The organism is Candidatus Thorarchaeota archaeon (genome assembly GCA_013388835.1).
GTDB lineage: Archaea > Asgardarchaeota > Thorarchaeia > Thorarchaeales > Thorarchaeaceae > JACAEL01.
Genome location: JACAEL010000005.1, coordinates 1 through 13,437, shown reverse-complemented (window position 1 = coordinate 13,437; position 13,437 = coordinate 1). Strand labels below are relative to the sequence as shown.

General features: G+C 54.6%; 17 protein-coding genes. 11 read left to right on the top strand and 6 right to left on the bottom strand.

The annotated features are described in order from the left end of the window. The first annotated feature begins 5 nt into the window (after positions 1-5). Genes HXY34_00615 through HXY34_00600 form a run of 4 tightly spaced genes read left to right on the top strand, consistent with a single transcriptional unit; the run spans position 6 to position 3,746 of the window. Complete coding sequence (locus tag HXY34_00615) at positions 6-377, top strand: hypothetical protein (GenBank protein NWF94626.1); 372 nt, start codon at positions 6-8, stop codon at positions 375-377. 15 nt (positions 378-392) lie between these two features. Further along, positions 393-1,799 carry a hypothetical protein gene (locus HXY34_00610; protein NWF94625.1) on the top strand — a complete coding sequence of 469 codons (1,407 nt, stop codon included), beginning with the start codon at positions 393-395 and terminating at the stop codon, positions 1,797-1,799. Between the two features lie 6 nt (positions 1,800-1,805). After that, entirely contained in the window at positions 1,806-3,149 is a 1,344-nt protein-coding gene (locus HXY34_00605; protein ID NWF94624.1) for a hypothetical protein, read from the top strand. Between the two features lie 54 nt (positions 3,150-3,203). Further along, entirely contained in the window at positions 3,204-3,746 is a 543-nt protein-coding gene (locus HXY34_00600; GenBank protein NWF94623.1) for a GTP-binding protein, read from the top strand. Between the two features lie 263 nt (positions 3,747-4,009). On the opposite strand, the gene HXY34_00595 is transcribed toward HXY34_00600, so the two are convergent. After that, on the bottom strand, positions 4,010-4,486 hold the full coding sequence (locus HXY34_00595) for a ferritin-like domain-containing protein (protein ID NWF94622.1): 477 nt from the start codon (positions 4,484-4,486) through the stop codon (positions 4,010-4,012). A gap of 253 nt (positions 4,487-4,739) precedes the next feature. Between HXY34_00595 and HXY34_00590 the strand changes: the two genes are divergently transcribed. Both HXY34_00590 and HXY34_00585 read left to right on the top strand, forming a co-directional pair. Continuing rightward, positions 4,740-4,991, top strand: a complete 252-nt coding sequence (locus HXY34_00590; GenBank protein ID NWF94621.1) for an NrdH-redoxin — start codon at positions 4,740-4,742, stop codon at positions 4,989-4,991. After that, positions 4,984-5,922: an FAD-dependent oxidoreductase gene (locus HXY34_00585; protein NWF94620.1), complete on the top strand. Its 939-nt coding sequence runs from the start codon at positions 4,984-4,986 to the stop codon at positions 5,920-5,922. The genes HXY34_00590 and HXY34_00585 overlap by 8 nt, the downstream gene beginning before the upstream one ends. Before the next feature lie 375 nt (positions 5,923-6,297). Here HXY34_00585 and HXY34_00580 read toward each other — a convergent pair whose 3' ends face one another. Together HXY34_00580 and HXY34_00575 are read right to left on the bottom strand one after the other, a co-directional pair. Beyond that, positions 6,298-6,945: a thioredoxin family protein gene (locus HXY34_00580; GenBank protein ID NWF94619.1), complete on the bottom strand. Its 648-nt coding sequence runs from the start codon at positions 6,943-6,945 to the stop codon at positions 6,298-6,300. 144 nt (positions 6,946-7,089) lie between these two features. Continuing rightward, entirely contained in the window at positions 7,090-8,160 is a 1,071-nt protein-coding gene (locus HXY34_00575) for a leucine-rich repeat protein (protein ID NWF94618.1), read from the bottom strand. Positions 8,161-8,453: 293 nt separating this feature from the next. Here HXY34_00575 and HXY34_00570 point away from each other — a divergent pair, with 293 nt between their 5' ends. From HXY34_00570 to dsrH, 3 genes are all read left to right on the top strand, one after another. Continuing rightward, on the top strand, positions 8,454-8,819 hold the full coding sequence (locus HXY34_00570) for a DsrE family protein (GenBank protein NWF94617.1): 366 nt from the start codon (positions 8,454-8,456) through the stop codon (positions 8,817-8,819). Positions 8,820-8,830: 11 nt separating this feature from the next. Beyond that, positions 8,831-9,022, top strand: a complete 192-nt coding sequence (locus HXY34_00565; protein NWF94616.1) for a hypothetical protein — start codon at positions 8,831-8,833, stop codon at positions 9,020-9,022. Between the two features lie 170 nt (positions 9,023-9,192). Then, on the top strand, positions 9,193-9,495 hold the full coding sequence (gene dsrH, locus HXY34_00560) for a sulfurtransferase complex subunit TusB (protein NWF94615.1): 303 nt from the start codon (positions 9,193-9,195) through the stop codon (positions 9,493-9,495). A gap of 6 nt (positions 9,496-9,501) precedes the next feature. Here dsrH and HXY34_00555 read toward each other — a convergent pair whose 3' ends face one another. Next, entirely contained in the window at positions 9,502-9,909 is a 408-nt protein-coding gene (locus HXY34_00555) for a DUF22 domain-containing protein (GenBank protein NWF94614.1), read from the bottom strand. A gap of 265 nt (positions 9,910-10,174) precedes the next feature. Between HXY34_00555 and HXY34_00550 the strand changes: the two genes are divergently transcribed. After that, positions 10,175-11,005, top strand: a complete 831-nt coding sequence (locus HXY34_00550) for a Nif3-like dinuclear metal center hexameric protein (GenBank protein NWF94613.1) — start codon at positions 10,175-10,177, stop codon at positions 11,003-11,005. A 40-nt stretch (positions 11,006-11,045) separates the two neighbouring features. Here HXY34_00550 and HXY34_00545 read toward each other — a convergent pair whose 3' ends face one another. Then, positions 11,046-12,191 carry an FtsX-like permease family protein gene (locus HXY34_00545; GenBank protein ID NWF94612.1) on the bottom strand — a complete coding sequence of 382 codons (1,146 nt, stop codon included), beginning with the start codon at positions 12,189-12,191 and terminating at the stop codon, positions 11,046-11,048. Positions 12,192-12,287: 96 nt separating this feature from the next. Between HXY34_00545 and HXY34_00540 the strand changes: the two genes are divergently transcribed. Further along, positions 12,288-12,491 (top strand): hypothetical protein, encoded by a 204-nt coding sequence (locus tag HXY34_00540; protein NWF94611.1) that lies wholly within the window; start codon positions 12,288-12,290, stop codon positions 12,489-12,491. Positions 12,492-12,723: 232 nt separating this feature from the next. Here the strand turns inward: HXY34_00540 and HXY34_00535 are convergent. Further along, positions 12,724-13,437 (bottom strand): MFS transporter (locus HXY34_00535; protein NWF94610.1); only part of this gene is annotated, 714 nt, incomplete at its 5' end.

The window sequence follows — 13,437 nt, the reverse complement described above, 5'->3', positions numbered from 1 at the left end:
AGGTAGTGGTCATTAGACTTGTGGCACGGGTGAAGCTCGAGAATATGGAGTCGGCTGTCCTCTATCCGAGGGAAGAGTCAAATGATGAGAGAATCGCCCTTCTGACCGGCATTGTTCAGCTGGTTTCGGCGGCACTTGAGCATGCTGAGACAACGGACGAGGGTCAGCCAATGTTCATGAAGTCAGAGCGCGGAGTCATCGGATATGCAACGGTCAAGGAACACCTCTTCATATGCGAGGGCGATGGGGAACGCGAAACTGGCGACGCACTGAAGGCAATCGTCAAGAGACCGTTGGCCAGCAACGAGGAACTGTCCTCAAGCATCGATGACCTCGTCAAGAAGAGAGGAAAAGAGATTGGAGATCTCTGGAGATAGTTCGGAGGCTTTGACATGGACTATGCAGATGCGCTCTTTGCAGGAGTCGTGGTTTCAGCTCTACTGCTTGCAGGGTCGCTCCTGCTCTTCTTCCGCGGGTTTCTTCGTATCCGTACAAAGGTGTCCGCGGCCACTCGAAGAGGACTCATCTTCTTTGGAGCAGCCTGCGCCACTGTGCCGATGATTGTGGTCACTCTCGTGCTAAGTCCACCAGACTCTACGAGATATCGTGCCTGGCTGGGTCTGTTCTATGCCATGCTTATCCTTGCACAGCTGCAAATCCTTGAAACAAGTGACATAAGGAGACGCGTAACTGCGGCAGGAGTTCTCATTCTGGGTGGCATTGCGACAGCTTCTGCGTTCGTCCCTAGTGACCTCACCAATACGATGTTGATTGCAACGACCGCATCGCTCTATATCATTTCACTATTGCTGGCAATCCGAATCGTGATAGCCGCCCCATCTCCATTCTCGGTGTCCACTCTTGTGTTGACGAATCTGGTGATGATTGCTGCTGCAACTCGTTCTCTCAGAGTCCTCGAGACTTCGCCCCACTACTTTCCACTCGTCTTCATGCCGGCGGTGGTGTCTGCGGCGGTACTCGTATCGATGCTCAGACCTTGGAGATACATCATCAGTCTGAGTGTCTCCTTCTTCGCAATGATCAACATGACCATGCTATGCTATGGGTCGCTCATGTCAATGCAGTACCCCGTATTTGCCTACGCACTCGTGGCTGGGCTGGCATCCATCTGTCTGATGGTACCTCTGGGGTACTTCCTGGATCAGGCAAGCATTACCAGAGCCAGAACACCTGTCTTTCTGTCGTTGACCCTCATCCTTGTCTCACTACTTGCATCCACTCACTCCGTGGACTTTTCGTATGCCTTCATCGGGGGAGACTGGATGGAAGTGCTAGACTTCGTACAGCCCTGGGATCTGGGTCTGCTCTTCACTGACTGGGTGATCGGAGTCCTCGCTATCAGCTGTTTCACTCTCGCCTCCTTGTCATCAACACTCAGCGACAAGTCCATCAGTCGCGCCGTGGACTTCTTTGTTGTTGCTGACTCTGTGTTCATAACCTTAGGGCACCCCTATGTGCGGGCAGACATGGCTGGTGTCGAAAGATGGGAGCTGCAGCCGCTCTATATCCCCGTCGCCATTCTTATGATTCTCGCCATCGCCATGTTCATCCGTGTGTCACTCTCAATGAGGCGCACCGGATCAAGGGCCGCAGCCTCACGCTTTTTCCGCTTTGTGATGGCAGCAGTGGCAATAGGCATCGTGGCAATGTTCTCCGATTCCATCCCCTTCTTTGTCGTACTCACTCTGATGAGTGCGGCGACCATACTACTCCTGGGAAGCAACCCGGCCGGGATGAAGAGAATGAGGCTGCTGAAGCGGTCCTCAAAGGAGGTGTAGAGACAGATGGACTTCGACCTTGCATTCCAGGTGGGCGCTCTCCTCTCAGTCGTAATCATATCAGCGACAACTGTTAGCTTCTTGCTGACACTGAGGGGCATAAGAAAACGAGTCACCACCAACACGTTCGTTGCGCTCCTGCTCTTCGCAGGGGCTTGTGTTTTCCTGACCGTGAGTGTCGTCATGTCAGCCTTCGTGCAGGGAACGGTGGTGCAAAGGCCAGTGCTTATGGCATTCTTCCTGTGCACGATCAACTGCGCGATTCATGTGGGAACGTCGAGTCGGCGGCTGCCCCAGCTGGGCCTCGCGATCACACTCGGAGTCACTGCCCTAACAGTCGCGTTCACGGCGACAACACCAACCGAGACCTCTCCTGTACTGATCGCTGCGACCGCAGTCGTCTTCAGCACAAGCCTTCTCCTGGCCATATGGTTGGTCTTGACCGCCTACTCCCCGTTCACTGTCGGTCTCGTTCTTCTCAACGTTTCGTTTCTTCTGTCATGGGCGACCATAATCCAGGGATTGGTCGCAGAGGGGCAACAGGCCTTCATGCTCATCTTCTTGCCTGTTGTCGTTTCGGGCTCAGTCCTTGGATCCCTACTGAAGCCATGGCGTCGAGCGGTCATGCTGTTCACACTCTTCGCACTCTTGTTGACCTGCATCCCAATTGCAATGAGCGCACTTCTCACATCGTCGATAATTGACGTGTGGCTCTTCGCTCTGGGTGCGCTCTTTGTTGGTCTCGTGGCAATCGCGCCTCTGGAGTACTTTGTCGAGCAGGCAACCGAGGGCGGCACTCGCATCCCGCGCTACATGGCTGTGATGATGATTGTGATAGCTCTGCTTGCTGCATCGCATTCGGTCGTTTTTGGGCTCATAGAGACCCTAGGCACACAACCCGAAGCCGTACTCTTCGTAGAGTGGATCATGGGACTGGTAGGTGTCGTGTGCTTCACAATGGCAGCTCACTACTCTCTGCTGAAGCCTCAGGCCTTTGCGGCTCTTAGGCTCATACTGATTTCGTTCAGCTCGGTCCTTCTCGTCCTTGGGAACTACTACGTCCGTGGAGGGCGCTGGGTCTACGACACCATCTTCCCCTACCTCGCACTGATGATTGTGATTGGAATCATAGGCTACCTGATAGTTGCACAGAGACTCAGGGCGGCAGGCGCAGGCAGGGCCGGACGTAACTTCGTGGTATTCTCGCTTATGGCCCTCATGTATGCGATAGTGATATTCACAATTGAGGACTTGGGACCCATTCTTGGCGCAGGTCTTACAGTTCTGTGCGGAGTTATGCTGGCTGCAAGCAGTCCGATTCGTCTACGGCCCAGAGTTCGCAAGCAATAGAGTAAAATGCGGACACAGAATCGACTACTCCGAAACGACCGCGAGGAATGAGCCATGACAATTGTGAAGGCGGTGGTCTTGGGAGAAACCGAGTGCGGAAAGACCAGCTTCACATCCAGATGGACCAAGGGAATCTTTCCAGACCCTGCCCTGCTGAAGACCACAGTCGGCGCAAGTTTCGACACCAAGAAGGTGGTCCTTCCGGACGGACGTGAGGTGGTTCTGTCCCTCTGGGACTTTGGGGGCCAGCTGAGATTCATTGAGAGTCTCAAGGGAATGGTGAGAGGAGCCAAGCTGGGACTACTCTTCTTCGATGTCACCAAACTCGCCACACTGGATAGCATCTTTGGCTACTGGATTCCACTGATTGAAGAGAACAGCAACCTGCGTGTACGAAACGGCGACGGCGACCGGTTCATCCTAGTGGGAAACAAGATAGACCTGCTAGGAGGGAGTTTCGACTCGGTGGAAGCGGAGATGACACGCCTGGCTTCACCATACGGCATTGAAACTCAGATGATCTCTGCGAAGACCGGCATTGGAATCGAAAGCTTGGACTACAAGTTCACACGGAAGCTTGAGAAGTACTCCAACTAGGCCATACACAACGGAGTGTCACAGCACACCAGTGGACCTCTCTCTCCTAATCCTTCAGACACACTCACATGACTCTCGGAGTCTCTGCTAACGGCCTCGCATTGGACAGATTCGCTCAAGTGGTAATACGCGGCCATCCAGACCATGATTGCGTCCGCATGGACAACCTCCGTTGTGCAGCACTTGGACATAGCTTTCCGACCTCGGTGTCATCTAGGAAGCCACACTGCACAACGGAGTGATTCTGGTCAGAGAGGTCTCCCCTAGCCACCGGGACTACCATGCCATGGCGAGTCCTTCCAGATGAGCTCCCAAATCAGGTCCTCACTGAGGGTCTCCTGTTCCACGATAGTCTTGTGAAGCTCCTTCATCAGCTGGTGGTGTCGAATCTCATCTTCCCGTATCATGAGCGCGATGGTCTTGACCTGCTCGTTGTCCGACTTGTCTGCAAGCTCTTGGTAGGTCTCCACGGCCTTCGCTTCGAGCTGGATGTGTTTGTCAATGCCTCTCGCAACATCGTCGCGGTTTCTGGTACTAATGAAGGGCGTCGGACTCTCCACAGCTCTTCGTAGAGCCTTCAGAAGGATGGCATGTTTCTTCGAGTCCTGACTGATGCCTGTAAGGAGTTCCCTCACGAAGTCGCTTCCAAGCTTGGATGTGACCTCTTCTACAATCCGGATGATCCTCTCTTCAAGTTCTATCTGCCTATCGATAAACTTGAGGGTCTCTTGCTTTTCCATGTCCATCGTTCTCCTCATCGATTCTGTTTTGCAGACTGGTATGTGCGTTCGTGCTTATGACTGTTCAGTAGCGGTTGCAGAGCGGGGCACGGTCGTGAATGGAGTGCTCCGTGAGCTAATGCCCTCTGAAGAGGGGATTCATCAAAGGCCTGAGTTGACAGCCGCCGGTTACAGGTCGCAAGTTATATCAACCGGGACCACGTTGCCCTCATGAGTACCTCCTGGAATCCGCACAGAGGAGGCTGGCAGGCTCATGAAGGCTACAGTGTACATCGCACCTCAGTGTCCGCACGCTGCAAAGCTCATCGAGTTTCTCGCAGCAAACGGTGTCGAAATGGAGAAGAAGTCCATTCTTGACGGTGACAATGTCGTCCGGGAGCTATTTGAAGTCAGCAAGCAACGTGCAGTCCCTGTTGCTGTCATTGATGGCGAGGTGTTCGTGGGCTTCGACAGGAGAGTTGAACGGAGGCTAAAGAGGAAACTGGAGGGCACTGGAAGTGTATGACTTCGTTGTGATAGGGTGCGGAGTGACCGGGTACGCCGCGTCAATGTATGCAGCACGTCTCGGTCTCTCCTGTGCAGTGATTGGAGAGGTGGATGGCGGGACAATCACACTCACCGACGACGTGGCCAACTATCCCGGGTTCATTCAGCTCACGGGGAAGGAGCTTGCGGAGAAGCTCAAGGCGCACGCCCAGGAGTACCCCGTCGACATGGAAGTCGCCGTCGTCCGGGATGTCTTCAGGGATGAACACGGGTTTTTCTATGTCGTGACTGACAGCAAGTCGTACGTTGCACGAACAGTCCTCTTTGCCACGGGCATGAAGGACAGGGAGCTCGAGATACCGGGCCACGACGAGTTCAGGAACCGCGGTGTCAGCTACTGCGCTCTGTGTGACGCGCCGCTGTACAACGGTAAGACTGTGGCAGTCATAGGGGGAAGCGACAGTGCAGCCAAAGAGGCACTTCTCCTTGCAAAGTACTGCCCAAAGGTGTACATGATCTATCGCGGCAAGAAGATACGGCCAGAACCGATCAATGCCGCGCGGATTGAGAGAGAACCGAGGATTCAGGTCCTTACCGAGACGAACATCACGGAGATAAGCGGGACTGACCGCGTGACAGGGGTGAAGCTGGACCGACCGTTCAACGGTCAGAACCACTTGAAAGTCGATGGGGTGTTCGTCGCAATTGGCGGAATTCCTCAGTCTGAACTGGCAAGGAAGCTTGGCGTTAAGGTGAATGCCAAGGGCGAGATCATAATCGACAGGTCAAGCAGGACCAATGTACCCGGGGTGTTCGCTGCAGGTGATGTGGCGGACACGGAGTTCAAGCAGGCCATAACCGGCGTGGCTGAGGGCGTCCATGCCTTCTATCAGGCTTACAAGTATGTGAGCGAGCAGGCCGTTGTTTATGCCCGCAGCGAACAGCCATGACCGCTGGTACTCGGCGGACTTGTCTCTTCATTGGTTCGTTACTCTGACGCTATGGTGTGTGTCAAGGCTGGCACCAGTCCCCGGCCAAGCAGCCGTAGACACCTGAACGCGGTCGCTCTCAGGGCGTGGTAGTGTGCTGACTCCTCATGTTCGACTAATCCTTCGGAAGGCCTGAGTCACAGTTCTCCCGTCCGAGATTACAGATCCCAGACGTCACAAGCTAACGACCGCTCGACTCACGCGCAAGTCAGGTAGACTCTGTTTCCGAGTGCCGCGGTCCTTGCTCAAGTGGCGAAACGCGCGGACCGCATGACGACAACCACCGCACTCGACACAGTCTCATGCGTCCGTTCGCTGTGTGGCCGTCTGTGACTGTCACTTCCCCACAGCATCGTACAACTTCTCAACAAAGATTTCTGGTGGAGTCAGGCCCTCGACGGAAACACTCTCATTGAAGACTGTCTTCGGCACGCCATACACCTGATGTTTCGCGGCCAGTTCCTGGAACTCCAATGCTTCCACCATGTCAGCCTCAATCAACGGGTTGACTATCGCTGATTGATGTGCCAGTCGAACCATCCCGGGGCAGTATGGACACTGCGGCGTGGTGAAGACCTTTATGCGCACTGGCCGGTCGATAGCCTTGATATCCTCAATCACATCGGGTGGCAGCGGCACGACGCCCGCTGAAACGTCGACGATCGACCCGATTAATGCCCCAAACTCATGCCCAGCAGGGATTCCGTAGAAGCGGACCTTGTATTGCTCCTTCCCGTGGAGTACGATTGCAGGCGTCAGCTTGACTCCAAGTCTTGCAGCAGTCTCTGTGTTGAGCTCCCCTCTGTGAACCTTTGCATGAATCTTGGGTGACAGGTCCGCCACCTCTTGAGCGATTGCAAGTGTGTCATTGCAGTAGAGGCACGAGTGATCCCGTATGAATACGTGCATCGTGACATCATGGTCGAGAGCAGCGAACATCTCCCGGACCTTCTCTTTGGTCTCTTCATCAAACTCGACAACCAATGAGCTTCACCGTGTCAGGAGCAATCGCACACGCATATATGGACTTCGAACTAGCATCGGAGGACCACCGATCTGCCCTCATTCCTCAGACCACTCGTGCATCGACTCGGCATGACGCTCCTACACCGCAAGGTCGCACGCTGCTCACTTCCAGTGGATTCTTTCCTCTTCAATCAACTCCTCAACTGCTGGCGACTTGGCCTTGAGTCTCTTCAGGTCCTCATCAGCGACCAAGTCCACCTTCTCCGGAAGACCGAGGTCCTCAAGGTCGCGGAGCCTGAACAGGGGCGACAGGTCCAATTCGGTGAACGCATTCTCGTGAGGGTGGTCTGAGAAGAGATACAGCTCTTCAAGTGAAGTGCACTCCGCCAATGGCGCAAGGTCCAGTGTCTTTAACGCGTTACCCGCAACATCAAGCGCGCGGAGCTCCATGCAGCTGGACAGAGGCGTCAGGTCAAGTGAGTCGATGCCATTCATGGCGAGCTCAAGCCTTCTCAGGCCCCGACACTTCGATAGAGGGTCAAGGTCCACAGCCGCCAGTTCGTTTCCTCCAAGCCTCAGGATTGTCAGGCTGGAGCATTCAGACAGTGGGCTCAGGTCGATTGACTTGAGTGAATTGCTCTGGAGGTACAGGTACTTCAGCTCCCGACACGCGGAGAGCGGCGATAGGTCTATTCTCTCAAGAGCGTTGTACATGAGGTTGAGCTGAACCAAGCGGGCACACCTCTTCAATGGCGACAGGTCGATTGTGTGAAGGCTATTGTTCTCGAGTTCCAGTGTCTCAAGCGCCGAACAGGCAGCCAACGGATGCAACTCAACTTGGACGAGCTTATTGCCGAAGAGTCGAAGCCTTCTGAGGTCCGTGCACCTGGACAACGGGGTCAGGTCAATCACTGTGAGCGCGCCGGCCCCTACATTCAGCTCTTGCAGTCGAACACAGGATGAGAGAGGGGTCAGGTCTATAGCGGTCAGAGGATTCTTGAATAGGTTGAGGCTCTCAAGTGCCTCACAGCCTGCCAGAGGGGTCAGGTCAATCTGCACAATCCGGTTTGCACTGATGCTGAGCGTCTTTAGACTCTTCGCATTGGCGAGAGGACGCAGGTCAACCTCGACAATCTCGCACTTGTCGAGCAAAAGGGAACTCTCATCTGCATCCCACTCAAACTCTCGCTTCGCCCCGTTTCGAGTAGTACATGGGATTGTGATGAAATCCATACGATCCACTCCGCGGTCAATTCAATTCCGCGCCCGTTCGCTCCCTCCATGCACCGTTCTTATCAATCTTGCCTGAACTGAGGCATCTTCGGAGTGACCGTGCTCGCTGCACGGGGTTTCAATCACATCAATTCATACTGGCGAATACGTGGACCGTCTGGCAGTTTCCGTATGAGACCAAGTCTCTCGTTGAGAGACCGGAGTGATTCACTTGGAGGAGCATCAACGTACACAGACCAACGTTTTTTAATGCGGTATAGACTCGCTCGGTCATCTTATCTGAGGTGAGATTCTTGCAGAAGAAAGTGCTCGGCATACTCCTGATGACGGGCCCATACACATACCAGAACTCCCACACGCTCTATCAGCTTGCAGGAGCCGCATTGGAAGAGGGATACGATGTCAAGGTCTTTCTGTTTGTGGACGGGGTGAACAATGCCAAACTGAACCAAGACCCCGACCCTGACGTCCCCATGAACAAGCGCTTCAAGGAGCTTGCCGATGCGGGTGTCGAGTTTCAGGCCTGTGGTCTGTGCACATCAGCGAGAGGGTTTGACCAGAAGGGAAGTGACTTCATCGAAGGTGTTGAGGTGTCGGGACTCACCGAGTTCGCTGAGATCGTAGGTCAGTGCGACCGGTTCATCACACTCGGCCACTAGGAGGTATCACTATGGACTTCAGAGAGAGAAACGTCATGGTTCTTATCAAGAGCCGACCTTTCGGAAAGATCATCAACTTCGAGGGCTGGCGTGCTGCAGTTGGCATGTTCGGGATGGACCATCGGCCAGTGATGCTGTTCATGGGAGATGGCGTATACGCACTCCTCAAGAACATCGATACCGCCCCGATTCGCATGTTCTAGTCAACCTATGAGTGCTTCGAGGGGCGTACATGCGTCAGTGCGAGGTCTCTGAGAGAACGTGGAATCAGCACCGATGAGCTGTCTGATGGCGTCGAGGTGCTCGATGAGGAGGGACTTTCCCGGCTGTTCAATGACAGCGAACTGATAATCACATTCTAGGAGGAACGAGCATGAGCAAGTACCTAATAGTGGTGTCCACTGACTGCATGAATCTGTCTGAGACCGTGGACGCTCTCCGCAGAGGAGATAACGAAGTCGGTGTGCTATTGATTCAAGACGGCGTCTATATGGCAGACAAGGGATGCCCCCACTCGAAACTCATTGCCTCTTTGAGAGTCCCGGTCTATGCTTCCAGGACCCATCTGGAAGAGAGAGGACTATCAAACAGACTGGCCATGGACGTGACACAGGTGGACTATCCTACAATTGTGCGTCTCCTCATGGAGGAGTACGACAAGACACTATCGTTGTAACGACAGCTACGCCTTCTTTCCCGGTACAATGAACACCTGTCCAAGTAGGTCTCCGGGAAGGACTGACGCATCGAGTCGGCTGCGGAACATTGCCTTGTCAGCAACTCTCTCGCTGTCCGGACGGGCAAACTTCATTGAGCCAATGCAGGTCGCATGCCCCATGCCATTCACACCATAGAACGATTGGATGACCATTGCGTAAGGGGGGACGGTTATGCTACGGATTGATAGGATCTTGGTCTCTCCCTCCTTGAAATGAGCTCTCTCAGCAGCCACTATTGGGACGAACCGGACCTTACTCCAATCAAGGGACAACACAATCTCACCCATCCCTTCCATGCCCGTCCTCATTCGGTCCATTCCCATGCTCTTCAGGTCTTCACTGCAGCTAATGACATAGATCTTCTCACTCAATTCGGAATCAGTCCTCTGCTTCCCTTACTCATGGGGTCACCATTATTCACTCTTGAGGTGCTAATAAGCTGCTCTATGTGGCCAGCCGAGTCGTCTGCACGGGTCGAGGACTCCGTACTCGGTTAGCTCGCAGTCAGAATCCTCGCTCAAGAGACCACTCCGAGAAGGAGAGCATTTCTCCACATGAGCGGACACCTGGTTCCAGAGTCTTACAAGTACACTTATGGCCTACGGTACGCGGTGGTCATCAAAGGAGGCAGTTCCTATGGACACTGAACGAATAATGCAGATTGCACTTGATATGGCTGGTCTTGACCATGTTCCGGCGGACTCCGGGATTCATGTGCCGGGAAGGGACGTGAAGAAGGTTCTGTTCGGGATAGATATAGAGACCGCAGAGCTGTTGCTTGCCAGACAACTCGACTACGACTTGGTGATAGCGCATCATCCACCGGGAGGCACCACAAGGACTCAGTTCGACAAGGTCGTCGAGCGGCAGATTCAGCAGATGATTGAAGCGGGTGTTCCACCGCACATAGCTGAGAAGGCAATTCGCCCCCGTCTGGAGAGCGTGCGACTCAATGCACATGTGAGCAACTATGACCGGGTGGTCTCAGCGGCCAAGCTGCTCAACATGCCCCTTATGAATGTGCATCTCCCTCTTGACATCATATGCAGGAAGCGCTTCATCGAGGCCATTGAGAAGGCAGTCTCGTCTGTGAAAGAACCGAGAGTCAAAGATGCTGTGGCTGCGATGAAAGAGCTCCCCGAGCTGAAGATGGGACTCACTGCACCGATCGTTGCATTGGGCTCAGCTGACAATCTCTTGGGGCGATGGGTCGTGGCAATGGCGGGAGGAACAAACGGAGGTGCCGGAGTTGCAAAGGCCTATTTTGACGCAGGGGTCTCAACAGTGATATACATGCACATCGGAGAGAGCGACCTGAAGGAGCTCCAGTCATACTCGGGCTCAGGCAATCTCATCGCCACAGGACACATGTCGTCAGACTCGGTGGGCATCTCCCCATTCGTGAAGCGCTTGAGAGCAGAGGGACTGGAAGTGACACCGATGAGTGGAGTGTTCGTGCCAGACTAGGACGACGCCATCCTGCGAGGACCGAGACTCGACGAGTCCCTCAGCCAAGTCCGTCTGGCTCCATTGTCAGACGTATTGCAGAGTCACAAGCGTTCGTGTCGTCCGACAGCGACGGAGCGCCTACACCGGCTCTGACTGTGAAATGGAGCAGTGGCTGAGCCGTCGGCTGCGGTCCCACTTCTTTGGAAGTATATCTACAAGAGAGTCGCGCTGAGACCACGAGCCTCTCAGTCGTGCTGCCAAGTGTGAGGTTGACCAAGTCATGCAGACCGATGTGAAGATACATGGAAGTCTGGGATGCGATTGCAATCTCGGTTCCATTATCAGGCAGACTACCATCGACCACATCGAGCGTGTGGAGCGCGCCCTCCATGTCGATGCAGACCAGACTTGTGAAACGCATACCTGAGGGGGCCTCTATCCGCGCACCGGTCTTCAGGAACGGTTCGTAGTGATCTATGTCCTGAACGAGCGACAGAACTGACTGTGCCTCGTTCAGAGAGAGCGGTCTCTCGAAGTCCACGAGCAGGTCCCAGTGTTCATTTGCATCCATGTACCAGTCGATGCTTGACCCCATATTGGACGCAGTGAGGTCCATTGCTCCTGCGAGACCGGCCCCGAGAGCTATCCCGAGGACCATCAGGGCAGTCCTTGTTCGGTTCAGTGACAGGCCCCTCGCCACGTACTTCACGATGTACCCCCTCACACCGATAAGTCGGAGGCCTCTCTCTATGAGGATCGATCTTACAGTGACCGGCTGCATCACCAGACCCCTTATGGCCCTCGCCGGTTCGTATCCAGAGATCCTGCGTATTGGCACATATGCTGCGATGAAGACGGACATTGGTCCCGTGATGAGTGCCAAGACAACAGTGGGTATGGACACCTGTGTGGGCACGGAGGAGAGTCCGTATGAGTCGAGGAATAGCTGCGAGGTCAGAGGACCAAGGGCAATCCGGGCCAGTGTCCCGAGGAGAGTGAGGACGAAGCCCATCATACAGAGCGGGATCAGGTATGACCTCTGTATCTCTGAGGTGGTGTATCCCAATGCACGCGTGACGCCAATATGCCTGGCATGAGACTCGACGAGCCGTTTCACTGTCGAGTGGACGACAAAGGACGCCAGTACGAGGATTATCCCTGCAAAGATGTCCATGAAGAGGCTCTGAGGCGATGTGGTGTCCATACCGTATATGTCAGCAGGGATGTCGCCGCTCGTCGTCGTGTTTGCGGTTCCGAAGAGGTGATAGCGGGCCGCCTTACAAAGGAGGACGCGGCCGCAATGGTCCGAACTCTCTTTGACTACAGGGGCAGAGGGACAAGGAACCTGTGCGCCAGCTGCGGAAGGATTCGGCGCGTATCAGAGATGGTGCTCTGTCATCGATGCTTTGGCCCTGTGTGTGCCAAGTGCCAGAAGGTAGTCCTGAAGAGCGATGGCACATCCGAGATACTGTGTAGCAAGTGTATCAAAGAGATGTTCGGTTAGCATCATCGTCGTTCAAAACGCGAGACTACTTGTGGTGACGGACACGGCCGATCCTTGTGAAGCCTCGTGGCGAGCACCTTGCCATCATACTGGCGGCTTGTCTGACAATCAGACCATCTGTCGGGAGAGATGTATAGAACTTCCCATTCAGTGACAGTCGAAGAGGTTTGACTGGTACGTTCTGCAGCGGCTCGTGCACCTCGGAGTGCTGACTGTGAAGCAGCCTTCCGGACTAGGGGTGCGGCTCGGACTGTGGTGCGTCCCTTCGTTGGCGAACCGGGTCCGCAGCACGCAGGAGAGAGAGTCCCGAAACGAACAGCAATGCGGCGGCCACTACAAATGGCAGAACTCCGATTGCACCTATATGCGTCTCACCCGGAACGGGTGTTGCAGTGATGTCGGAGACATAGCCAAGCAGGAGAGGACCTACCACGAATCCAATGTCACTAATCATCCGATAAAGCCCCATTGACACCTCAATCTTGTCCGGCGGAGATAGGTCAGTCACGTAGGCGGCCATAGGTCCAGAGAAACCCACGAATGCTCCGTAGACAATGAGGTTGACTGATATCGTGAGGTAGTCTACTGAGAAGGGGATGAGCAGTGTGGCGAAGGCTGTCAGTAGCAGGCAGACAGCCAGTGGGTTCCTACGGCCAATTCTGTCAGAGAGCCGTCCCATCGGCACCATTGTGATGGCAGTCGATATGGCGGCAAGCGTTAGTATCAGGCCGATGGCACTGGTGTCAAGCCCGAGGTTATTACCTGCGAAAAGCGGAACCAGAGTGGTGCGCACACCAGTCCGGATAAAAAACAGCGTGAACGTGGCGAACGTTGCAAGCAGAAACGATGGCGACGAGAGTACGCACCGCACGTCCCTGAGCGTGCTTCCTATGCCAATCGACGGGGGTGAGCCCACGGATGCCGAGTTCTTTGGCAACATCAGAGT